Raw genomic sequence first — 22,597 nt, 5'->3', positions numbered from 1 at the left:
ACTCTTTTGATTATCTTATAGATTGGCTCCAATAATTTGCACATGACATTCAATGACTACATTGCCCTTTAATGCCTTACTAATCATACATGTTTGCTCTGCCTTTTGCGCTAAACGAGCAATTTTCCTCTCCAAACGCTCTGATAGTCCTTGAACAACAATACATGGCTTATGAACAATTTTTTCATACGTAAAAATACCATTTGTAACATCGACAAAACCCTCTGCCTGCATGGCTAGCTTATGTACAGCAATAGCTGAATTTTCGAGCAGTGCCGCCAATGTAATTAAATAGCAGGTTGCCGCAGCGCCTAACAGCATTTCATCAGGATTTGTGCCAATATCTGGTCCATTCATTTCCCGCGGAATAGAAATTTGTGTTTGTAAATGACGTGCCTTTATCGTTCCTGCTCCATTTCTTCCTTCTGCCCATGTTAAATCCATTGTAAATTTATGCTGTGTCATAGTGTGACTCCTTTCCTGAAAAAAGCTAGGGAAAATGCCCGTTCCCACGCTTTGAAGAAACGAGTATTTTTATTATTCAGCTGTAGCAGTATGTGCCTTTTCAGCTTCCGCATGACGACCTTTTTTTGTGACAGTTTGATACTCAGCTAAGCGAGCCGTTGTGCGCCAATAATGATAAACAAGACCGTCAATCCAGAGCAAGGCCTCCACCTTTGACACGGCTGTTTCTAACTCTACTACATTTTCAACAGTATGCTCGAAATAGGCATTTCGTTTATCTCGTCGTACAGCAGCCATTTCAGAGGATGTAGCTTCCAACAAATCGGCTACCTCAGGCAAGCGTTCATCTTCACCAATAATTACAAGCACCTTTTCTAGCACCTCTAGCCATTGCTGTGTTAAGGCTGCCTGCAATTGAAAGGCATTAGGGCTTTGCTCATGTAATGCCTTTGATAAGCGATACAAATGATCCAAAGCATGTAGCAAAGCAATATGCTTAGAGCGCTCCTTTTGTGAGGAGGACTGTATGGCATCCATAAACAAACGAGTCTTTTCAATCGCATCATCAATTTGAACTAATTGACCATCAATCTCAGCTGTTCGTTTTCTTCCCCGAATCAGAGAGATAATAACTGTTGTTAATTCCTTTGTAATATCCTGCAATGTATTAAAGGATACCTCTACTGCTACACCGGGTAATTTTGTGACACTATCATCTAAATTACGTGTTAAATAATTACCTTTTTCAGGAATCATTCTTTCAATAACCTTGGCAAATAGACGAACAAATGGCATAAAGATAATCGCACCAATTACGCTGAATAATGTATGGAAAATCGCAATCCCTAATGTTGCATCAAAGCTACCATTAATGGATTTTGTGATAAATTCAGTAAATGTAAAGATAAATGTTGCTCCAACTGTGACAATAAGGGCGGTTACAACATTAAATAGCACATGTGTAACAGCAGTTCGTTTTGCAGCCGTGGATGCCCCAATTGCTGCAAATAATGCCGTAGCAGTTGTACCAATGTTTTGCCCAATCACTAAATAAGCCGCCTGCTCAAAGTCAATAGCGCCCGCGTATAAAGCAGTTAACGTTGCCGCTATTGCTGCACTCGATGCCTGCATAATAACCGTCATCACAATACCTAATACAATTAAAATTAGCTTTCCACTGATCGAATTGGCATCAAATGCATCAAACGGAATTTTATCCTGTACGGCTGCCATTCCTCCCTGCAAAACATCAATGCCTAAAAATAATAGCCCGAAACCAGTAAAAAGTCCGCCCACCGCTTTATAATCACGAGGTGCAAGCAATTGTACAAAAACACCAAGTGCAATAAAGGGCAAGGACATTGTTTGCATATTGATCTTAAAGCCTATTAATGAAATAATCCATCCTGTACTGGTACTACCAATATTCGCCCCAATAATTACACCAATTGACTGTACAAATGTTAGTAGCCCTGCACTAACAAAGCCTATTGTAATCAACGTTGTAGCAGTTGAGGATTGCACAAGCATTGTCATCAATGTACCCGATAAAACAGAGCTAATGGTTCCACCAGTAAAACGATTCAACCATTTCTTTAATGCATCACCAGCAAGCTCCTTTAAACCATTTGTTAGCATTGTCATGCCAAGCAAAAATAAACCAATGCCTCCAAGCACATTAATCAATCTATAAACACACTCCCTGCTCTATTTTATTGCTGACTCACAACGAGCAAATGCCAAAATAATTATTTCTATTGTGCCTGTTCATTTACTATTGTCCTCTATAGAAAGCTAGAGTCGCCACCTTGTACATCCACCAGCTAGTAAATACCTAATATCAGCATATCTATTTTTATATAGCCCGCTCTTACTTCTTACATGAAAGTTATCATAATTATTTTTGCTCATTGAGAGTTACCTAAATATTCTTATATAGTACCATTATTGAAATTAAGAAAATAGGATGTTTTTCTTTTATGTACAAATTCAACCAATCTTTTATAAAAATACGCTATAAGCCTTAGCTCCCTTAAACAATCTGAAAGTTATAGTGCTACAAACATATTCATAGCTAGCTCGCATATATTTGATAAAACGATGTTTAATTTATTGTAGAGTGGAGGAATTTTACAGGTGAGTGCAATGATACTTGGTGGATTTTTATTTTTCAGTATAAGTGTAGGTGGCGCTATTGCCTGGGTTTTCTCAAAGCTCTTTCAGCATACAACGCAGGGACTGTCACTATTATGTGGAGGCTTTTTAATTGGCTTGCTTATATTGGATATTATCCCCTCCTCTATTTATATTTATCAATCATTAGCAATCATACTCGGCATTTTTATTGGTTATTGTATCTTTCAACTACTTGATAGCTTATTACATACATCTTCTACGAAACAGTCCTCTATTTCCTTATTAACACTTGCGATGATTATTCACACAATCCCTATTAGCCTGACTGTTGGCAATTTACTTGGCAATGCAGCATTAACGATTTCCCTTACAGCCTCTATTATCCTACATCATATTCCCGAAGGCTTTGCTTTATCAACAGCACTCATTGCTCAAGGCGAAAGACTATGGAAGCTCTTTATTTATTTCTTTATTTTCTCGATTTTCTTTAGTCTATTTATTTGGTTTGGTCAATATTGGGCATTAACAAATAAAGCGCAAGGTATTTTAATGGGCATTTCTATCGGACTAATTGCCACTGCTAGCATTTCCGAATTTATTTTACATCATCTTCGAGCGGTTAGCGCAAAATCCTTTATCATCTATCTGTTTCTAGGCTATCTATTAAGCTATAGCTTTCATATATTAGTAGAATAAAAATCCATATAGCTGTGCCGCTCCACATTATTTTTCCTTGTGATTTATAAAGAAGAGCTACTCTTCACATAGTAAACATAGCCCCTTATTTTATGCCTTAGCATCCTTATAAGGGTCATGGTTTGATTTTTAATTACTAAAAGGCGTAGTATGTAGTTGTAAACACCAAAATTATTATATCAATGTAGCATTTTAAAGGAGGAAGCTCGATGAATTATCAACATATTACAGTTGCAGGCAGTGGTGTACTAGGAAGTCAAATTGCTTATCAAACGGCTTTTAAAGGCTTTCAAGTAACTGTCTATGATATTAATGACGAAGCATTACAACATGCCCAAGACCGCATTTCAAAATTAAAGCCACTTTATCAGCAAGACTTAGGGGCAACACAAGAGGAAGTAGATGCTGCCTATGCACGGTTAACATTTAACAGCGACTTAGCAGAAGCGGTTGCCAATGCAGACCTTGTAATTGAAGCTATTCCTGAGGTTGTGGCAATTAAAACAGACTTCTACACAAAGCTGGGTAAAGTAGCTCCTGCAAAAACTATTTTTGCAACGAACTCCTCTACTTTATTGCCTAGCCAATTTGCAGAGGCAACTGGCCGTCCAGCACAATTTTTAGCTTTGCATTTTGCCAATACAATTTGGAAAAACAACACGGCTGAAATTATGAAGCATGCGGATACAGATATGAAGGTATTTGATGAGGTTGTGGAATTTGCCCGTGCAATCGGTATGGTACCACTTCCATTATATAAAGAACAGCCTGGCTATATTCTAAACTCTTTATTAGTGCCATTGTTAGACGCGGCTGAATTACTGTTAATTAAAGAAGTAGCTGATCCAGAAACAATCGATAAAACATGGATGATTGGGACAGGCGCTCCACTTGGACCATTTGCCATCCTAGATGTTGTTGGCATTAACACCGCCCATAATATTGTAGAAGCTAAAGCAGCAGCAACTGATGATGAAAACATGCACAAGCTTGCCTATCTGTTAAAAACTGAGTATATTGACAAGGGCAAACTTGGCCGTGCAACAGGTGAAGGCTTCTACACATATCCAAACCCAAGCTTTGAAAAGCCGGATTTCCTAAAAGGCTAAATGATTTAACGCCAAATAGCCTCTCAAGGGCTATATTGGCGTTTATTTTTTAAAGAAATAATACCATATAATCCTCATCAAAATATTGCTGCGTTATTTTTAGTGCCTTCCGCTCTGTTCCAAATAACTCAAAGCCTAATGAAGCATATAGCCTTTTGGCAGATAGATTAGAGGATACAACTGTTAAATTAATTTGCTCAATGCCATCTAATAATTGTGCTTTATTGATGACAGCTAGCATTAAAGCTTTTCCTACACCAAGCCCTCGCTTTTGCGGAGAAACATAAACGGCAAAAACACTTGCCTTATGCTGTAGCTTTACCTTGCTTTCCCGTAGCAATGTCGCAACCCCAATCAATTCACCTTGAGCAAATGCACCTAGTGTATAGGAATACCGTGCCTCAAGTCTTTTTTCAAAAAGCCCAGGCGGCATATCCTTCTCTTCCTCAAAGCTAGAGCCAAATGCCTCTGGATTTGATTGTAGCCCCTCTAATCGTAATTTCCTATATACTACAGCATCTGCTACTGTTAAAAGCCTAATTTCCATATTTTCCACCTTCATATCACTAGCGTATGAACATACTGTTTATGAGCGTTCATTTCCTAGCCATAATTTATTGAGAACAGCTCGTTTGATCCATCTCAAAATAAATATGATAATGCTTTGCACAATTTGGATTAAACTCTGTATGGCAGTGTAGACATGTGGCATGCTGTAAATAGTCATGGATCGTTAGTTCATTTCTACATACCCCACAAAGAATAGCTTTTTTATGAAACTCTTCCTTTTGCCATACTTGTGCAGTGTGGGATTCATGCTCGCTATGACATTTATAGCAAGGATAATATTGATCACAGCACTTGAACTTGATAAGCGTTGTATCATTTTGTTGATGATAATGTTGACAACGCCCTTCATCGTCAATCGCAACATGAAGCTTTTCCATCACTTACCTCCTCCCTTGAAGAATGCTCTAACTAAGCAGCATTCCGATTTTTCTGTTCCACTATAACACTTAAAATACCAAAAATTAAAAGTAATAGCACACCTATCAATGTAATCGTTGACCATTGCAATCTTGGATCAAAAAGCTGGAAAAAGAAGGTGAAGACAGGAATAAAGCATAGCGACATCATCACTAAAAAAACCTCACAATATTGAATTCCTTTTTGTAACAGATACATTGGTATTAATACACCTATCACAGTCATCAATAAAATCCAACCAATATTTTCGAATAAATAGGCGAACAGCACATCATATGTTGCAACAAAGGATAGCCCGATAATACCGTAAAACCTTTTCGATAAAATCATCGAGCTTGTCCATCCTAGCTGACTTAGCTGTTTAGAATAGACTGTACATAGCACAGCACCAAGACCGCATAATATACTTGCGCCAACCCCTAAAATACTCGATTGATCCCATGTTTGTACGGCAGATTTTCCTGTAAAAATAGCGCCAATCAATAATAAGCTTGCTGCAAATATACCAAATGCAATACCCCATTGTGCTTTTAACACATGCCTCTTTTGCTGAATGGCTAGCACAAGTGCAAATAACGGTCCCAGTCCCATCTCCAATGAGCTAACAATTGCTGGCTCAATATACTTCAGTGCAAAGTAAAATCCCATAAAGGCTAAAATCGAAGCACCATTAAGCTTCAATAACGGCATTCTTGCTGTCTGCCAATTAGCTGTTATCTTTTGTTTACTTGCAATAAGCTGAAAAAATACCGTGGTGATAAAAAAGCTAATGCCTGTAAACAAAAATGGATGCACTGCCTGTACACGATTTGAATAATAAACCTGACTAATAGATGTTAAAATCGCTGACAGTAATAAGCTAGCTACACCTACCATATAGACATTACGTTTATGAATAATTACCGTTTCCATTGAACCCCGCCTTTCCCTAGCTTTTTATGTCAGCTTATTTTTATGAATTCCAACTATAATACCATAAAACTATGTGAATTTTACAAATTTTTTAGTGTATGATTAAATTATCAAGCGCAATCAAAAGTGCTAATGTATCATCTTTATAATGGCATCAATAAAGGAGTCAAAAACTTATGAAATCCCATAGTATAGCTAAGTATTTCCTCCTATTGGAGGAGCAACGGACTCGCTACCTGCCAGCTATTCGCACACTTTCGCAGGAAGAGCTATGGCATCGCCCATATGAAAACAAATGGTCTATTGGTGAGCATTTTTATCATCTTTATTTAATTTTTAAAATGCTGAATGTCGTAACGAAGTACACTTTATTTTTCACACCTATTGCCAAAATACAAAGAAACAAACCCTTCGCGACAGAAATACATGATATTTATGCAGCATATCCATTAAAAAAAGGAAAAGGTATGCCAGCCCCTAAAATATTACTACCTCCTAAAAAGATATGCTTTGTGCTTAGCGGTTGTGATATTGAACACAAACTTGTTCATGAAACCTTGACATTGCAAAAGCTGGTGAAAGATATTGAAGAGGATATTGCTGGACATATTCGCTTTCCAGACCCTGTCGCACATTATCCAAATCTTATTCAAGCGATCCAATTGCTCGCTATTCATGAGCAGCATCATTTTAACATTATGGAAAAATCGTTATCTCCTATTAAATAACTTAAAGCCAGCTTTGTGTGCAAAGACAACAAAGCTGGCTTCTATCTGCTTTTTCATTTCACATTGCGCCCTCGTCCTTCAGGTGCAATAATTTTTTATTCCTTTCAGTCATGTAACATATGAATAATTGCCGTTTCATTCTTACTACAGCAGCATATGTAAAAATTTTTCAAAATGCACGCCTGCCTCGCTCGGTATTTGTTCCTTTACTGTGGCTTCAATAGCCGTAGCTAAAAATGCTTCTGCAAGCTTCATGGACTCCACTAAATCCTGTCCACGCATCATTCCACCCATAATAATAGATGCAAATAAATCGCCTGTGCCTGAATAGCTTTGACCATTGTAGTCACGCATACTAGAAAACGAACGACTTTCATCAATATACATATTACCTACATAATGTTTATTGATAGCTGTTGCTGGTGGATGCAAGCCAGTAATCAGCACCTTTGCACCCGTTGCCTGCTGGAGCTGCTGCCCTGCCTCCTCAAGCGCCTGCATATAATCCGTTTTATTTTGATAATGCTGTAGCTTATCATAGGACACTCCTGTAAGCAAACAGCACTCCGTTACATTTGGGGTAATCAGATCAGCACTTTTCACCAGCGCCCCCATACGATCAAGCAGCTCACCTGTAAACATTTTATAAACCTCACCATGGTCGCCCATTACTGGATCAACAAGCAGCGTGGTTTCTTTTGTATGAAATCTATCTAAAAAATGAAAAATATTATCAATTTGCTCCTTGCCTGTAACAAAGCCTGTATGAATGCCATCGAAGGCTGCTCCAAGCTTACTCCATTCCTCCACAAAGTAGTCCATCTTTGATGTTAAATCCTCACAATAAAAGCTAGCATATCCCGTTTGTGCTGTTAAAATCGCTGTTGGCAAAGGTACTGCCTGAACCCCCATTACAGATAGAACAGGTATTGCAGCCGTTAATGAGCACTTGCCAAACGATGACATATCCTGAATCACCGCAACTTTTTTCATTCTCCATTCCACCTAACTCATCCTATATATACTATCCTCATCGTATCACAATTACATAATTGCGAAAATAATATTCATCTGACCCCTTACTTTTTTATAAAATTGACACTTTTACAACAGTCAGTCCTTTGCTAAAGTAAAAACCACAAACTATTCATGATCGTGAGGAAGAGAAAAATGCACAGTATCCAAAGATATTCTTATACAAAACCTCGAACAAAAACATTTGACTTAGTTATTACAGCTATTTTAGCGGCACTTGTTTTTGTTGCCACAATGTTTATTAATCTCAAGCTTCCATTCGGGCAAGGTGGACTTATCCACTTAGGAACATCCATGCTGTTTATTTCTGCTATTTTATTCGGACCTAAAAAAGGTGCACTTGCTGGCGCTATCGGGATGGGCTTATTTGATATTGTAGGCGGCTGGCTCATTTGGGCACCAACTACTATTATTTCACGTGCATTACAAGGCTTTATCGTTGGTAAAATCGCTTGGTCTAAAGGCTATAAAGGTGATAATATCGGGCTAAATATTTTAGGAGCAGTAGTATCAATGCCTATGATGATTGCGGTTTACTATGTTGGGCAAGCTATTATGTTCAATAGCTGGATTGCACCATTGGCATCGATTCCTGGAGATATTATTCAAAATATTGTTGGCTTAATCATTGCCATTCCTGTATGTATTGTACTGAAAAAAACACCATACTTTAAAAGAAACTTTTAAGAAAGCATGCCATCTCTAGTAAGGTGGCATGTTTTTATTTGCTTATTAGTGACATGAGTTCTGTCCATTTTCATACTATATGGTGGAGGTGGTAATATGCCAAGAGTAAAATATCGTGATGCTGATATTGCCTTAATGGCACGAATGATGAGAGCCGAGGCTGAGGCTGAAGGAAATCAAGGAATGCTATACGTCGGTAATGTTATCGTCAATCGTGCTATTGCGGACTGTTTAGATTTCAATGATGTGAGAACTATTGAGCAAGTAATTTTTCAAGTACAAGGTAATAATTATTCCTTTGAAGCCGTTCAAAAGGGCAATTTATTTTACCAGCGGGCTCGATCATCTGAAAAAAAGCTAGCAAAGCAAAACTTGGATTTTTGGAGAGAGCATCCAGCAAAATATGCACTTTGGTATTTCAATCCGTATGCACCATGCCCGCCAACATGGTATGGCCAGCCATTTACAGGGCAATTTAAAAATCATTGCTTTTATGAGCCTGCCGCTGGAACGTGTGAAAGTGTTTATATGGGGTAACAGTGAAAAGAGAACATCCGATAGATGGATGCTCTCTTTTCGCTTACTTTAATAGTGCTTTTAAAGCCTGTACCTCATCGTCAGACAATGTTACACCCTTGCCCATTTTCTCACGATTTGGCGCCCATTCGCGAATATCATATTTCGGTGCATGCCCATTCCAGCTAATACGATTTAGCTCCTTTTTCCAGCCCTTTGCTGATTCTGAGAGCACGCCAATATGCTCGACAATTTCGTATTTGATCTCTGCCATAATAGCCTCCATTAGTTGTTTTCATATATGTTATCATAACAGCTTATATGACAAATAGTGAAATCAATCTTCTTGATGCATGCCTATAGCATATAACCAAAGAAGCGCACGAATAAAGTGCTGACTAAAGAAACATACATCATGTGTGCCTTCAGGATTTAATTCAAATAATAGATTTCCTTCCAAATAGTCCTCCTTTGTTAATTCTTGATAAGCTTTTTTCGTAGCCTCCACCATATTCTTTTGAATGTTATCTCTATGAATGCCTTCTAACTCTCCCACATATAAATACAATTGATGATTTTGACGATTGACAGTTGGCTTTATATAGGTATTCCCTTGACGTTTTACTTCCTCTCCTCGCATATACTGTAGAACATCCTCATACCAAAAAGAAGCGGATAACACAATATATTGATGAAATACTTCTGGATAATAATATGAAGCAAAGATCGAAGCAAGCCCACCAAAGGAGCATCCTGCAATAGCTGTATAGGAAGGTGCAGAATTTGTAGCATAGTGCGTATCTATATACGGCTTTATTTGGTTCACAATCGTATCCAAATAATTTTTCACCTGCCCACCTAAATTAGATGTATTTGGCATAAGAGACGGCGCTTCCCATGGTGTATAATCATTATTCCGATCAATTGGTACAATACCAATAATAATCAGTGGCTCAATTTGCGCTGTAATGATTAAATGATCAATATAGTTCATCGCCTGTATAGCACCATTCCCACCATCATGCATATAAATGGTACGATACTTCTTTGCTGGATCATAGCCCGATGGTAAGACGATTGAAACATCATACTGATTAATTTTTTCATATTTAATTGAAATCATTTGTCTTTCTCCATCCTTTCAAATTGATAACGATAATCAATATCATTTATAATGATAGTATACTTTATCATGAAAATGAAGGTGAAATTTTTATCTTTCAACAACCTTCATGTATGTATCATTAAAGTAGCTATATTTTTAACACTGAAAATATAGTAGTATAAACTTTATTAACATTTCGTTTTTAATCCATGATTTCTTATTCACTTTTTCAAACAGTCCCATTCATACTTAGTCATGCCATGAAAAGCTGAGACATAACTCATTTGTCCATTATAAAAGCCGTATCATTCTCAAATTAACAAAATAATAGAACAAGAAAACCCGAACTATTACAAAACGCTAGATGAGCATTTGGTAATATCATTCGGGTTTTCTATTGGCTAGCATCCTTTTATGCTAACCTTATATTATCTTATTAAATTTCATAGAGTTAAACTTCACATCTTATAAATGCTCAATTTTTGTCACATCCACTTTGACGGTTAATGCGTGTGCCCCTCCTTGGTAAACACCTTCGACAGGGCTTACATCTCGATAATCACGTCCCACACATAAAATAATATGATTATCTAGCACCTCTACATTATTTGTTGGATCAAGCCCTATCCACCCGATACCAGGTACCATAATTTCTACCCAAGCATGTGTCGCCGTATCCCCAATAAGGTCATCATCTTTACCAACATATAAATAACCACTTATATAGCGTGCTGGAATACCACAATAACGCAATACTCCTAGCATAATATGTGTATAATCCTGACACACACCAGCCTTCAACTCAAATGCCTCTGTAGCTGTTGTGTTCACTGTTGTTGCATGTGGATCGTACTTAATCGCATAGTATAAGTACGTCATCACATCGCATGCTAGTTTTAATGGATTGTCCCTTTGGCCTCCAATAGCCGTTAAAATCTCCTGAATTTGCTCTTCACGTAGTGATGTCAGCTTCGATGTATTCAAATAAGGTAAATAATGACTTTTAAATAGCTGTGATTTAAAAATATTACGCATTTCTTCTGAAAAGTTAATTTGATAAACATATGGCGCTTTTTGCACACTCACTGTAGAAGTTGCAGTAATGACAAGCTCCTTATGCGGTTCTGCAATAAAAAAGCTGCCAACATTATTTAGCCAAATATCCATATATTCCTTTATCATTGACTGTGGTGAAATATTTAAATTATACGATAAAACACGCTGACATTCGCCCGCTCTAGGCTTTAAACGTATTGTATTCAGTGATTGTTCCACTTCGCTTTCGTAGAGAAAAATATTGCTGTGTGTGATATGGTACTTCATACGTTTTCTCCTTTTGTATACGTAGCGTGTTGCATGCTTTACACAGCCAGAATAGGTGGTGTTAAATAATAGGCTTGTGCTAGAATAGGACCGAAATTTGTACAATTTTGTCGAATAGCTTTTACCCTCTGCTTCTGCTCTGCTAACGTTAACGTCGCCATATCAACATTTGTCAAAGCAATCAATTCATCTAACGCACGATACATATTTTCTACATTTTGATTTGTTAATCCCTGTTCTATATCATACACTGTATCTCGAATTTTATATAGCCCATACGCCACAGAGCGAGAACATTTTACATCACTAATTAAAAAATTCGACACACTGTCTACTGTTAACACACGAGAACGATATGCATATTCCTCAGCAGTATTCGTAAGCTGTAAGCCTAATCGTATAGCACGATCTGGCTCTAATTCACCTTCTATTTCTAATAAATGATGCAAAATTAATGCTGTTTTCTCAGAACGTTCCAGCCATTTACCAATCTTTAAAAATTTATAGCCCATATCTCTAGTCATCAATGAATCAATAACGCCTGTTGCTGTCAAAGCCGTTTTCCGAATATGTGTTAAAAAATTTGTCGTATTGAGCAATGTAGATGTTTCTGGATATGCACCCTCTTGAATGTCTAAATACAAGTCATTCCATTCCTCCCACAGCTCATTCGGCAAACAATCCCTTGTGTTACGTGCATTCATGCGCACACTCGTAATGGTAGCTATTAGCGAATTTAAATTATCGCGATCATAGATTAAATAATGCATCATATCCTCTAAAGTATTTTGTGGATAACGTATTTGATAATCTTCAATATATCCACAAATTGTAGGCACAATAAGTGATTCCTTTTCATACACCGAATCCTTATGATTTGACTCTAGTGTATACTCTAATTGTGCATATAAAATATGAGCATTTGCTTGTGTACGTTCAGCATAACGTCCAATCCAATACAATGAATCCGCTACACGACTAAGCATGTTCACCAACTCCCTTCACAATCCACGTATCTTTACCGCCTCCACCTTGAGAGGAATTCACAACAAGCGAACCTTCTTTTAAAGCCACACGCGACAACCCTCCTGGCAGCACATATATGTCCTCACCACTCATCACAAAGACACGCAAATCCACATGACATGGATAAAACTGTCCATTTTGAAATGCAGGAGCACGTGATAATTTAATCGTTGGCTGTGCAATATATTGATGTGGTGACTCTACTATTTTTTCATAGAAGATTTGCCGCTCCTCCTCCGTAGAATGTGGTCCAATTAACATATCATAGCCACCAGATGCACCCACATTTTTCACCACAAGCTCCTCTAAATGTGCTAGCACCCATTCTCTTGTAGCATCATCTTCAAGTAAATATGTCTTCACATTATCAATAATAGGTTCCTCTTCCAAATAAAAGCGAATCATTTCTGGTACATATTGATACATCGCCTTATCATCTGCAACACCATTACCAATTGCATTTAAAATCGCCACATTGCCCTTATTATAAGCATCTAGTAAATGTGGTACACCAAGCATAGAGTCTTCTCTAAAATGAACAGGATCAAGAAAATCATCATCAATCCGTCGATAAATCACATCTACTCGTTTAAGACCGAGAATCGTTTTTAAATAAACAACATTCTCCTTCACTACTAAGTCGCGTCCTTCTACAAGCGGAATATTCAAATGCTTTGCTAAAAATACATGGTCATAGTAGGCAGAATTATAAATACCTGCCGTTAATAAAACCGCATGCACCTCTTCATCCACGGGCATATTTATCGGACGATGTGAAAGCACTGCCTCCTGTAGGTGCTGCAATTGCCCCTCCAATCGCGCAATAGCATAATCATCAAAAAATTCAGGGTAAATTTTACGCATCACATAGCGGTTCTGATAGACATAACTCATACCTGAGGGATTGCGTAAATTGTCTTCAAGCACACAATACTTGCCATTTTCATCTCGAATTAAATCAATACCAGCAAGAAAGATATGGTTTTGTAGCGGGATATTTGTACCAACAACCTGCTTATAGTAGTATGGATTATTCTCAATAAGCGTTTTCGGAACAATGCCTGCCTGGACAATTTCTTGCTCATGGTAAACATCATGTAAAAAATAATTTAATGCCTTGACTCGCTGCTTCATACCACTCTCAATCATTTTCCATGTATCTTCTGGAATAATTATCGGAATAAAATCAAATGGCATGGTGCGTTCTGTTCCACCTTCTGCTCCATATACAGTAAATGTAATTCCTTGTCTTAAGAAGCTGGATTGTGCTGCATGATGCTTATCATATAGCTGTTGCTCGGAAAATGCTTGCAGTTTTTGATAGAACGTTTGATAATGCTTTTGAGGTTTGCTCCCATCTAGCATTTCATCATAAAATACACCAGATTCATATAATTTCCACATAATAAAATCCCTCCAATATATATCTATATTAGTTAAAATACGACATCTTCTAACAAAATTCCTTTATTTTCTGAATTTTCGCAATTCAACGAATTGCCCTATAGGATTTATATTCTTAAATGAATACTCTATCAAAAATAAAAAGAAGCAACCTACGACACCGCATCTTAAAAATTAGTTATTTTATGCTAATTTTTAAGTGCCGTATAGGATTGCTTCTTTTCTTCTTACTTACTTTTTAATTTTTACATAACGACTATAAACATAACCTGTTTTATTTTTATACGAGATTTTATACCAGCCCTGCTCTTTACCTAAAATTGTTATTTCTGTATTTTTGGCAAGTGTACCATATACTTTTCCAGCATTCGATGGCTTTGAACGAACATTTAAGTGATACGCAGTCACAATGCCTTTCGGTAATTCTGGTTGTGTTACAACAGGCTTTGATTTATCTGGTGCTGGCTTCTCTTCCTTATCCTTAGGAGTATTTAACACCTTGACAAGCTTCTGATAAAACTCTCCTGTTGTTTTCACTTTAGCAAATTGACTTGCACCTACTTCCGCCTTTGCTGCTAATGCTTCAACTTCTTCTTTCGTTATAGCATCTTTGACATTAATCGAAGCGATATTTGTATACTTACCATCCTCTGATGTAGGAATGTCTAAAATACCTTTATTCACTAGCTCCACAACAGCGGCACGAGCAGGCGATTTTGTATCGACGCCAATAATTTTCCAGTTATTTTGGGTAACAGGCTCATACACGCCATTCATTTCCTCTTGCAAATAGCGAATTGCTAAATTACGGATTGTGCCTCCTGTTTCCCCGTAAGCACTTTCTTCTTTCGAAGACCAAATCATATTAAATGTACGCCCTTCAAGTGCTTGACCCTTTGATACAAGGAAATCCATACGATAGGCGTTCATGCCTAGCTTTAATTGGTCATCCATGTGAATTGGTGTGCCATCTAATTTACGAAGATTTTTAATGCGATTACCATATTGCTCTGTTAAATCGATATCATATTTAACATTACCGAAATAATCATTTGTGCTATATTTAGAGGCGCGTCGTGTTGGATTAAAGCTTACTGTTACATCCCCATCACGAGTGCTATTGAAATAATCAACAGCCCACTCCATATAATCCTTTAAATCTTGACCTGTTACTTCATAAACAGATACTTCGCCACCAGCAAATTGATAATTATAGGCAATATCCTTTTTCTTAATCGGACCTATATCTAATGCTGCTTTATCATTATCAATCTGATGTGCAACTACATCTGCATTACTATAATGAAGCATTACCTCATGGAAGAAGTCTGATAAAGGTGTTTCTTGAATGTGTACAGAGGGAATACCTTTAATTTCATTTTCTGGCACAAGGTCTGTTCCTTTTAGCTGTGCCACCTCAATATTTGCATCTGCACGTGCAAATTCATGATATGGCTTTAATAGCTCCTCTAGCTCCTTATCAGATTCAACAAAAGTTCCATCCTCATTTTTAACTGGAATTGTAGACGCATCTTTTTCCTTTAATGTTATTTGCTCCCCTTGATGAGCAAATGTTAAATCAATACGTGAAATATGTGAGCCATATTTATTAGGCTCTGTAATAAGAACCCCATTCACGTCTTCCTTATTAATAAGCACATGATTATGACCTGCAAAAATAGCTGCTAGCTCTGGAATTTCATTTGCCATTTCCTTAACACCCGTTCCTGGAACACCATTTTCATTTTCCAAGCCCATATGCATAAGACCAATCATTACATCTACTTGACCCTCTAATTCTTTTACTGCTTTTTTCGTTTCTTCTATTGGATTTTTAACAACCAATCCGTCTAAATGATTTGTACCCTTTTCATACTCTGTAATAAGCGGTGTTACCATCCCAATAACGCCAATTTTAACACCCTCACGTTCAATAATTGTGTATGCAGGTAAATACCGCTCTCCATTTTCTTTATATACATTACCAGCAAGTCTTGCCCCATTAAATTGACTTGAAACCTTATCCAATACATCCAAGCCGAAATTAAACTCATGATTGCCATATGTCCAAGCCTCATAGCCCATTTCATTTACGGCAGCTAGCATTGGCGATTTTGGTTGATCATTGAACAATTCAGCCGAATTATCCTGTATTAAATCACCATTCTCCAATAAAATTGTATTTGGATTATCTTGACGAATAGCTTTAATAATTGTATATAGCTGCGTTAAGCTTCCTGTTAAATTCGGTCCATCCGTCGCATAATCCCATGGCATAGAGCGCCCATGAATATCTGATGTAGCAAGAAGTGTAACATGAATATCCTGCTCCTCCTCTTGTGCATTTACAGCTGTTTGGCTAAAGAAAGCACCTGCTGCAAGAACCAAGACCACTATACTAAGTATGGATATACTTTTTTTCAATCTGTTCATTTCCTAAACGGCTCCCTCTTATTCTGAATTTTAAGATTTGCTTCACTAGTGTAGCATTTAAAATAGCGCATCTCCAGACAATATATAGCATAAAAGTAATAGAGTTGTGGATTTTTTACTAAAGTTTTCATGATTCTTCTTTTACTAGATAGCAACATAGAAGGGGGATATCGAATAAGAGCCTAACTCTCCTTCAATATCCCCCTATTGTTTTTATTAAAGACTATTATTTTCCGCTTTCTGCCGCTGCTCCCTTAAACAAATAATACCAATCAAGCCGATTGCAGAAAAGATGGTTGGTATAATGAAACCATAGAAATATCCATCCTCTAAACGTCCAGTTATATCCAACACATAACCAAAAATCATTGGTAGCAATGCAGCACTTAAAAAGCCACCTGTATTCGCAAAGCCCGAAACAAGACCAGACTCTGCTAGAGGAAAAGACTGACGAACAGCCGCAAAGGTTAAAGCACTTGCCCCATAGCCAAAGCCAATGAGAAAGAAAAGTACAACAAGCAAGAAAAATGATGGCTGCCCTTTACATAATAGAAACGTCAACCAGCTTAATAAAACAGTAATATGAACAACAATATATGGCTTTTTAATCGTTGCTAGCCAGCTGGCAATCCCACTTGTTAAAGGAGCGCCAAGCAGTGCCCCGATAAGACCAATCATAATTAACTGACTTGCATCTGACCGTGTCATCCCATACATATCCAGCCCATACGGCACTGCCCATGAACTAATAAAGCCAACATATCCCCCAACAACCCCGAAATGGCAAAAAAATAAAGCCCATGCCTGCTGATTTGAACAGATTCTTCGTAATAAAACAGCCGTTTTCTCACGTTGTGCCTCCTCTGTTACCGCTACCGGCTCCTCTGGAAAAATACGTTTTGGATGTTTCACAAGCACAGCATACAGCAGCACACCACATAAACATAATAGAATTCCTGCTGCAAAAAATGTTATTCGCCAGCCAAATAAAAGGATCATTGTAGCAAAAGGCACTGTTGCTAATAAAAAGCCTAAGCTGCCTGTCATACCTGCAAAGCCAATTAACCGAACAAACTCCTTTTTCTGAAACCATTGTGCCAAAATAAGCACCATATTCACCCATATCGTCGCATCGCCTATCCCAATCAGCAGCCTCGAAAAAAATAGCACAAATTCATGTGTACCAAGACTGTAAAAAATCGTTCCTAAGCCTGTAAGAGCAGCACCAACGATAAGAAAAAAATTCGGACCAAAGCGATCCGCTAAAATCCCCATTGGAATTTGCAAGCTCGTATACACCAAAAATTGTACACTCGTCAATAACCCAATTGTCGATGCCGCCACACCGAAATCCTTCATCAATTGATCTGTAATTAATCCCGGAGCAGTTCGTTGACTCGCCATCATCAAATACGTAAACAACACAGAAACAAACACAAGCCACCTGTACTTATGATGCTGTTTGCCCAATCATCACTACTCCTATTAGCTTTTACTTTATGTATATGAACTTTAAACCTATTACTTTACTCAAGCATTCAAAACACACTAAGCCATACTTATTCTATGGCTCAGTGCGTTAATGATTTATTATACTGTTGGCTGAGGCTGTTCTACACTTACATGCACTGCTGGCTGACGGTCCTTCCAAGGCATTGCTTCCTCTAGCTGTCTTCCTAGCTGCAATAGCGTTAATTCATCTGCAAATTTAGCTGTCATTTGTAGACCAATTGGTAACCCTGATTTACTTTCTGCTAAAGGTAGCGATAATGAGGGCTGACCTGTAGCATTAAATAAATTCGTAAACGGCGCATACGTAAAAATTTGCTCTGTCCATTCAACAGCTGAAATACTAGGGTTATTCGCATTTAATTCACCAATTTTAGCAGGAAGTGTGCCGATTGTTGGGCTTACTAAAATATCATAGTCCTCAAAGAAGCCCGCTACCTGACGTGAAACGACGGCATTTGTATGAATAGCCTCTAATAAATCAGCCGCTTTTAAGGTACTGCCATATTCATAGCATTTCCAAATCGCCGCTTCAATATTTTCTGGTGAAGCTGCTTTACCAGTTCCCGCTGCTGCCCCCTGAATCATTTGATAAATATTCGCTGTCCAAATATCGACTGTTGCCTTTGTAAAGGATGCTTGCTCATATTTCGGATGCGCTTCCACTACCTCATGTCCTAGGTCCTTTAAAGTCTGAACAGTTTTATGCACAGCTTCAATACATTCTGGATCAACAAATGCGCCAGAATTTGCTTCAGTTGTCCATGCTATTTTTAAAGGGCGCACCTTTTCTTGAATTAACTGTCCATACGGCGCATGTGTTACCTCTAATTTAGAATAGCTCCCTAAGTCAGGGCCTGCTACTTGATCTAATAAAACCGCTGTATCACGAATGGTACGAGTCACAGCGAATTCAATGGCAATACCATTTAAAGGCTCACTATTAAATGGACCAGCTGGAATTCTCCCTCGCGTAGGCTTTAAGCCAACTAACCCACTGCAGGATGCAGGAATACGAATAGAGCCACCACCATCATTTGCATGAGCAATTGGTACAATACCACTTGCAACAGCTGCTGCCGAGCCACCACTCGAACCACCTGGACTATGCTGTAAATTCCACGGATTACGCGTAGCACCATAAATAACTGCTTCAGTAGCGGCATTATAGCCAAACTCAGGTGTTGTCGTAGTACCTGCTAAAATCAAACCTGCTTTTCTAAAACGAGCCATTAGCTCACTATCAACAGGTAGCACTGTATTTTCAGCTAGACGACTCCCCATACTATGCGGAACCCCCTCTGCATGTAACACAAGCTCTTTAATTAAAAATGGAACACCCGCAAATGGAGCATGCTCATCAACCTGCTCAATTGCTTTATCAGCCTGCTCCTCTAGCACACTGACCACTGCATTAATAGATGGATTTACTTTTTTTATGCCTTCTAATGCTAATGCTTTTAACTCTTGCGGTGTTACTTCCTTTGATTTCACTAGCTCTGCTAATCCAATCCCATCATAGGACGCATATTCTTGTAAATTCATATCATCACCTCATATAAGTTTATAACTCCAATGTACTGAATATTCTAAAATTTTTATATTACCCGAAAGGATAATTCTCCTTTAAGCAGAATATAAGTGCTTAATAGAGAAATGAGGTGCTTGTATGTTTTGTGGAAATGACATAGATAAAATGTTTAAAGCTAGCTACCATCTTTCAAACATAAATGTAAAGCAAAGTAATGAAGGCTTTAAAAGTGAGCTTTTGCAGACATTAAGTGAACATCTCGACTATCACCATATGCTATTTTGGGAAATGTCAAACAACGAATTAAACGCACCTGTACATTTTAATATAGAGCTTAATATACTAAATGATTATTTACACACATATAAACATTTTGACCCATTACATCCTCAAAATATAAATACACAGCCTTCCATTCAGCTAATGAATAAAAATGATGCAATGTGCTTACAAAAGCAAACGCACTATAAGGAAGTGTTTTTAAGAGAAAATTGTTATAAGGATGAAATGGCAATGTACTTGAAGGTAGACAATAAGCTCGTAGCAGTTATCGGCTTTTTAAGAAAAATTGGCGAGCAGTCATTTAATGCCAAGGATGTTATGAGGCTAGTATATTTGAAAAAAAGTATCGAAAATATGTACGCCTTACATCAATATTCACAGCCTTCTATACTGTTGGAAATGACAGCACGAGAAAGAGAGGTTTTACATTTTGTTTGCAAGGGTCTGAAAAATGCTGAAATCGCCCAGCAGCTATTCGTCAGTGAAAACACAATCAAAAAACACCTACAAAACTTGTATAGAAAGTTCCAAGTAACCAATCGTACCCAGCTACTGGCGAGGTGTTGGAAGTATATGTGATCTGCTAGGTATTCAAATTCACTGAGTGGGTTTCCTCAAATAAAATAGCTATATTCGTTTTAAAGGTGTCTAGTCAGGTAGACACTGTTCATTCTGAATTACTTCTTTAATCAACTTTGCCGATAGCGGCTGGCTAGTATTTATTGTTTCTATAGCCTTCAATGCAGTTCGTTTATCAATTTAAAAGTTTTTTGACGTTAAATTTTTCCCTGCACGTTTATATGCTTCCGACTACAAACAAAGTTTTTCCGTCTAACTCTCCTTACTATTTTTTCGTTGAATAAAGAAATTCTGGCTTACCTAATTTGTACATTGTAAATTCCTAATAGTTTTTAAATAAACAAATTAAACCCTGAACTATTGTGAAACGCTAAATTAAAGTTTCTCAGGATAGTTCAGGGTTTTCTTTAACAGGAGTCTTTTTTGCTCTCTTTTTCAGCTGTATGGAAACGGCGGGGCTTTTGGGAACACCACCGTAGATTGCTGTAATAGCAGTATTACTAGGGGTTTTTAGCCTCTCAATAAATTGATTAACTACGGTTTTAACTACGATAAACTTTTTCTTTCATGTTTTACGGATTACCTCTACTTTTTCTTGTACCTTACTTAAAATTTGCTTCCCTATACTATCCAACATACTAATCTTTATTTCAGTATTCCATGCATCTTCCTCTATACTTTCTCCATATTTAGATATTATCATTGGAATAATCTCTAAACTTACAAGTAAAATTAATTTCGTTTTAAGCCGATATTCTTCCTCAAATAAGAAACTTCCTGTATATTTTTCAAAATTAAAATCAATCGTTCCATTTAATCTTAATAAAATCTCCACAACATGATCCTGATCAGTTTTGTCATTATTATAAGCTAATAACGGCTTAACATATTCAACCTCATCACTTTCTAATAAAAAAGCTAAGGTGCTTATAGCTTTCATTATTCTGTCGCCAGATCCTATTATTTCAGCAAGTTTCTGTCCCTCATCATCTGTAGTTCCTTTAAACCCTACAATTTTTTTCAATTCTATTGTAGGTTCCTCATTTAATACTGCCATGTCACCTTCTAAAAGTATGTAGATTAACCAATCAAAGAAATCTCTCGATATATTATATGGACTAACTTTTACTGTATTATTATTAGTGTGATTATTCAGTTTTCTCAAAACGGTTCTAGCTAAATTTCCCGATTTATTAATGATAAATTGCGTATCCTTTCCGTCTGAGTAAACAATAACTAAGCTTGAGATAGTTTGAATTCTACTAGCATATAAAGGATTATTTTCTTCCCCTGGTCTAACCCTCGAATATTCAAATATAAAACTGTTATAGTATATCTTTGAGTCATTCAATAATATTTCTTGATTTTCCGTAAAAACGGATTTTACTGTATAAGGTAAACTTTCTTTATTATATGGATCTATATTCGGTTCAAACCATTCACCATGGTTAAAGATATTAGAAACTATCTCTGTAAAATTCATTTCTGTATTGTTGGTCCACCTTGAAAAGGCCATCATTTACTCCTCCTTTACATTGAACTTAAAGTCCTTCACCATAACTTTATGGATAATGAATTTTTCATCTATTATTGCTGGAGTAATCGTTACTCCATAACCTGCATCACTATTTGCTACATCTATAGGTATACTAATCTCAAAATCAACGTTTTTTTGATTAGGAACTAATTTATCTAAAAAAATAAAATAGCAATTGTTTGTATCATCTGGACCTATATAATCACTCTTTTTAATCTGAAAGTCCAATTGATCAGTATATGATACTTTAATTTTTTGCGGCATTTTATTCTTCGGACCCTTTAGCGATACATATAAAAATACTTTAACTTCATCTTTAGGTGCGATTTTCACAGAATCTAGTTTATGATTTTTGTCGTAGTAAATATAGGATTCTAAATAAAATCTCTTTTGACTTACCCACTCATACGCAGCTGATACAAATACTAATAAAAGCATCAGTAAGGCCACATAAATCCCTAAATCAAAATACCAAGAAACCTTTGTATTATTTATACCTATTCACTAGCGTCGCATTAAAATAATCCAACGCGTTTAATTAAACTGAAATTTCTGTCATCTATTCCAAGCATAAAAAAATCCTTTATACTGGTTGGT

The 22,597-nt window shown here is 37.1% G+C and carries 22 protein-coding genes; 6 read left to right on the top strand and 16 right to left on the bottom strand.

Annotated features, from left to right (window positions below):
- Nucleotides 1-15 precede the first annotated feature (15 nt).
- Nucleotides 16-465, bottom strand: coding sequence for an SACOL1771 family peroxiredoxin (locus ACIQVU_RS13630; RefSeq protein ID WP_340807247.1), 450 nt, complete (start codon nucleotides 463-465; stop codon nucleotides 16-18).
- A 72-nt stretch (nucleotides 466-537) separates the two neighbouring features.
- Nucleotides 538-2,142 (bottom strand): Na/Pi cotransporter family protein, encoded by a 1,605-nt coding sequence (locus tag ACIQVU_RS13625; protein ID WP_340808611.1) that lies wholly within the window; start codon nucleotides 2,140-2,142, stop codon nucleotides 538-540.
- A 468-nt stretch (nucleotides 2,143-2,610) separates the two neighbouring features.
- Between ACIQVU_RS13625 and ACIQVU_RS13620 the strand changes: the two genes are divergently transcribed.
- Nucleotides 2,611-3,297, top strand: coding sequence for a ZIP family metal transporter (locus ACIQVU_RS13620; protein ID WP_340808612.1), 687 nt, complete (start codon nucleotides 2,611-2,613; stop codon nucleotides 3,295-3,297).
- 209 nt (nucleotides 3,298-3,506) lie between these two features.
- On the top strand, nucleotides 3,507-4,406 hold the full coding sequence (locus ACIQVU_RS13615) for a 3-hydroxyacyl-CoA dehydrogenase (protein WP_402895994.1): 900 nt from the start codon (nucleotides 3,507-3,509) through the stop codon (nucleotides 4,404-4,406).
- Between the two features lie 49 nt (nucleotides 4,407-4,455).
- Here the strand turns inward: ACIQVU_RS13615 and ACIQVU_RS13610 are convergent, their stop codons facing one another.
- The 3 genes from ACIQVU_RS13610 to ACIQVU_RS13600 all read right to left on the bottom strand — a co-directional run bounded on the left by ACIQVU_RS13610 (nucleotide 4,456) and on the right by ACIQVU_RS13600 (nucleotide 6,305).
- On the bottom strand, nucleotides 4,456-4,953 hold the full coding sequence (locus ACIQVU_RS13610; protein ID WP_402895992.1) for a GNAT family N-acetyltransferase: 498 nt from the start codon (nucleotides 4,951-4,953) through the stop codon (nucleotides 4,456-4,458).
- Between the two features lie 67 nt (nucleotides 4,954-5,020).
- Nucleotides 5,021-5,353 carry a CHY zinc finger protein gene (locus ACIQVU_RS13605; protein WP_340807252.1) on the bottom strand — a complete coding sequence of 111 codons (333 nt, stop codon included), beginning with the start codon at nucleotides 5,351-5,353 and terminating at the stop codon, nucleotides 5,021-5,023.
- 31 nt (nucleotides 5,354-5,384) lie between these two features.
- Complete coding sequence (locus ACIQVU_RS13600) at nucleotides 5,385-6,305, bottom strand: DMT family transporter (RefSeq protein ID WP_340807253.1); 921 nt, start codon at nucleotides 6,303-6,305, stop codon at nucleotides 5,385-5,387.
- 176 nt (nucleotides 6,306-6,481) lie between these two features.
- Between ACIQVU_RS13600 and ACIQVU_RS13595 the strand changes: the two genes are divergently transcribed.
- Complete coding sequence (locus ACIQVU_RS13595; protein WP_340807255.1) at nucleotides 6,482-7,033, top strand: DinB family protein; 552 nt, start codon at nucleotides 6,482-6,484, stop codon at nucleotides 7,031-7,033.
- 144 nt (nucleotides 7,034-7,177) lie between these two features.
- Here the strand turns inward: ACIQVU_RS13595 and ACIQVU_RS13590 are convergent, their stop codons facing one another.
- A complete protein-coding gene (locus ACIQVU_RS13590; RefSeq protein WP_402895988.1) occupies nucleotides 7,178-8,026 on the bottom strand; it encodes a pyridoxamine kinase in 849 nt (282 codons plus the stop codon).
- Between the two features lie 177 nt (nucleotides 8,027-8,203).
- Here ACIQVU_RS13590 and ACIQVU_RS13585 point away from each other — a divergent pair, with 177 nt between their 5' ends.
- Both ACIQVU_RS13585 and ACIQVU_RS13580 read left to right on the top strand, forming a co-directional pair.
- Nucleotides 8,204-8,755, top strand: coding sequence for an ECF transporter S component (locus ACIQVU_RS13585; protein ID WP_340807257.1), 552 nt, complete (start codon nucleotides 8,204-8,206; stop codon nucleotides 8,753-8,755).
- Between the two features lie 96 nt (nucleotides 8,756-8,851).
- Nucleotides 8,852-9,292 carry a cell wall hydrolase gene (locus ACIQVU_RS13580; protein WP_053995061.1) on the top strand — a complete coding sequence of 147 codons (441 nt, stop codon included), beginning with the start codon at nucleotides 8,852-8,854 and terminating at the stop codon, nucleotides 9,290-9,292.
- 43 nt (nucleotides 9,293-9,335) lie between these two features.
- Here the strand turns inward: ACIQVU_RS13580 and ACIQVU_RS13575 are convergent, their stop codons facing one another.
- The 8 genes from ACIQVU_RS13575 to ACIQVU_RS13540 form a co-directional block, all read right to left on the bottom strand.
- Nucleotides 9,336-9,545, bottom strand: a complete 210-nt coding sequence (locus ACIQVU_RS13575) for a YdbC family protein (protein WP_340807259.1) — start codon at nucleotides 9,543-9,545, stop codon at nucleotides 9,336-9,338.
- Nucleotides 9,546-9,608: 63 nt separating this feature from the next.
- Nucleotides 9,609-10,394: an alpha/beta hydrolase gene (locus tag ACIQVU_RS13570; protein ID WP_340807260.1), complete on the bottom strand. Its 786-nt coding sequence runs from the start codon at nucleotides 10,392-10,394 to the stop codon at nucleotides 9,609-9,611.
- A 447-nt stretch (nucleotides 10,395-10,841) separates the two neighbouring features.
- Nucleotides 10,842-11,699, bottom strand: a complete 858-nt coding sequence (locus ACIQVU_RS13565) for a transglutaminase family protein (protein WP_340807262.1) — start codon at nucleotides 11,697-11,699, stop codon at nucleotides 10,842-10,844.
- Nucleotides 11,700-11,737: 38 nt separating this feature from the next.
- Nucleotides 11,738-12,685 (bottom strand): alpha-E domain-containing protein, encoded by a 948-nt coding sequence (locus tag ACIQVU_RS13560; RefSeq protein ID WP_340807264.1) that lies wholly within the window; start codon nucleotides 12,683-12,685, stop codon nucleotides 11,738-11,740.
- Nucleotides 12,678-14,129 carry a circularly permuted type 2 ATP-grasp protein gene (locus tag ACIQVU_RS13555; RefSeq protein WP_402895984.1) on the bottom strand — a complete coding sequence of 484 codons (1,452 nt, stop codon included), beginning with the start codon at nucleotides 14,127-14,129 and terminating at the stop codon, nucleotides 12,678-12,680. Before ACIQVU_RS13555 ends, ACIQVU_RS13560 begins: the two co-directional genes overlap by 8 nt.
- Before the next feature lie 231 nt (nucleotides 14,130-14,360).
- Nucleotides 14,361-16,562 (bottom strand): 5'-nucleotidase C-terminal domain-containing protein, encoded by a 2,202-nt coding sequence (locus tag ACIQVU_RS13550; protein WP_402895982.1) that lies wholly within the window; start codon nucleotides 16,560-16,562, stop codon nucleotides 14,361-14,363.
- A gap of 216 nt (nucleotides 16,563-16,778) precedes the next feature.
- Nucleotides 16,779-18,032, bottom strand: a complete 1,254-nt coding sequence (locus tag ACIQVU_RS13545) for an MFS transporter (protein ID WP_402895980.1) — start codon at nucleotides 18,030-18,032, stop codon at nucleotides 16,779-16,781.
- Between the two features lie 120 nt (nucleotides 18,033-18,152).
- Entirely contained in the window at nucleotides 18,153-19,616 is a 1,464-nt protein-coding gene (locus tag ACIQVU_RS13540) for an amidase (protein WP_402895978.1), read from the bottom strand.
- 124 nt (nucleotides 19,617-19,740) lie between these two features.
- Here ACIQVU_RS13540 and ACIQVU_RS13535 point away from each other — a divergent pair, with 124 nt between their 5' ends.
- Nucleotides 19,741-20,463, top strand: coding sequence for a response regulator transcription factor (locus ACIQVU_RS13535; protein WP_340807272.1), 723 nt, complete (start codon nucleotides 19,741-19,743; stop codon nucleotides 20,461-20,463).
- 565 nt (nucleotides 20,464-21,028) lie between these two features.
- Here the strand turns inward: ACIQVU_RS13535 and ACIQVU_RS13530 are convergent.
- A complete protein-coding gene (locus ACIQVU_RS13530; protein WP_402895975.1) occupies nucleotides 21,029-21,982 on the bottom strand; it encodes a hypothetical protein in 954 nt (317 codons plus the stop codon).
- The gene (locus ACIQVU_RS13525; protein WP_402895973.1) at nucleotides 21,983-22,438 is read right to left on the bottom strand and encodes a hypothetical protein; all 456 of its coding nucleotides are present in this window, start codon (nucleotides 22,436-22,438) and stop codon (nucleotides 21,983-21,985) included. It lies immediately after the preceding gene.
- Nucleotides 22,439-22,597 lie beyond the last annotated feature (159 nt).

The organism is Lysinibacillus sp. NPDC098008, from assembly GCF_044760715.1.
GTDB lineage: Bacteria > Bacillota > Bacilli > Bacillales_A > Planococcaceae > Lysinibacillus.
The sequence above is the reverse complement of the archived record's forward strand: the minus strand, read 5'-3'. Positions and strand labels throughout refer to the sequence as shown.

Bases quoted from the DNA above. Each gene is read 5' to 3' on its own strand.
- ACIQVU_RS13560 (WP_340807264.1), bottom strand. From the start codon at position 12,685: ATGCTTAGTCGTGTAGCGGATTCATTGTATTGGATTGGACGTTATGCT.
- ACIQVU_RS13525 (WP_402895973.1), bottom strand. From the start codon at position 22,438: ATGCTTTTATTAGTATTTGTATCAGCTGCGTATGAGTGGGTAAGTCAA.
- ACIQVU_RS13600 (WP_340807253.1), bottom strand. From the start codon at position 6,305: ATGGAAACGGTAATTATTCATAAACGTAATGTCTATATGGTAGGTGTA.
- ACIQVU_RS13605 (WP_340807252.1), bottom strand. From the start codon at position 5,353: ATGGAAAAGCTTCATGTTGCGATTGACGATGAAGGGCGTTGTCAACAT.
- ACIQVU_RS13610 (WP_402895992.1), bottom strand. From the start codon at position 4,953: ATGGAAATTAGGCTTTTAACAGTAGCAGATGCTGTAGTATATAGGAAA.
- ACIQVU_RS13550 (WP_402895982.1), bottom strand. From the start codon at position 16,562: ATGAACAGATTGAAAAAAAGTATATCCATACTTAGTATAGTGGTCTTG.
- ACIQVU_RS13580 (WP_053995061.1), top strand. From the start codon at position 8,852: ATGCCAAGAGTAAAATATCGTGATGCTGATATTGCCTTAATGGCACGA.
- ACIQVU_RS13535 (WP_340807272.1), top strand. From the start codon at position 19,741: ATGTTTTGTGGAAATGACATAGATAAAATGTTTAAAGCTAGCTACCAT.
- ACIQVU_RS13595 (WP_340807255.1), top strand. From the start codon at position 6,482: ATGAAATCCCATAGTATAGCTAAGTATTTCCTCCTATTGGAGGAGCAA.
- ACIQVU_RS13590 (WP_402895988.1), bottom strand. From the start codon at position 8,026: ATGAAAAAAGTTGCGGTGATTCAGGATATGTCATCGTTTGGCAAGTGC.
- ACIQVU_RS13585 (WP_340807257.1), top strand. From the start codon at position 8,204: ATGCACAGTATCCAAAGATATTCTTATACAAAACCTCGAACAAAAACA.
- ACIQVU_RS13530 (WP_402895975.1), bottom strand. From the start codon at position 21,982: ATGATGGCCTTTTCAAGGTGGACCAACAATACAGAAATGAATTTTACA.
- ACIQVU_RS13620 (WP_340808612.1), top strand. From the start codon at position 2,611: ATGATACTTGGTGGATTTTTATTTTTCAGTATAAGTGTAGGTGGCGCT.
- ACIQVU_RS13615 (WP_402895994.1), top strand. From the start codon at position 3,507: ATGAATTATCAACATATTACAGTTGCAGGCAGTGGTGTACTAGGAAGT.
- ACIQVU_RS13575 (WP_340807259.1), bottom strand. From the start codon at position 9,545: ATGGCAGAGATCAAATACGAAATTGTCGAGCATATTGGCGTGCTCTCA.
- ACIQVU_RS13565 (WP_340807262.1), bottom strand. From the start codon at position 11,699: ATGAAGTACCATATCACACACAGCAATATTTTTCTCTACGAAAGCGAA.
- ACIQVU_RS13630 (WP_340807247.1), bottom strand. From the start codon at position 465: ATGACACAGCATAAATTTACAATGGATTTAACATGGGCAGAAGGAAGA.
- ACIQVU_RS13555 (WP_402895984.1), bottom strand. From the start codon at position 14,129: ATGTGGAAATTATATGAATCTGGTGTATTTTATGATGAAATGCTAGAT.
- ACIQVU_RS13570 (WP_340807260.1), bottom strand. From the start codon at position 10,394: ATGATTTCAATTAAATATGAAAAAATTAATCAGTATGATGTTTCAATC.
- ACIQVU_RS13540 (WP_402895978.1), bottom strand. From the start codon at position 19,616: ATGAATTTACAAGAATATGCGTCCTATGATGGGATTGGATTAGCAGAG.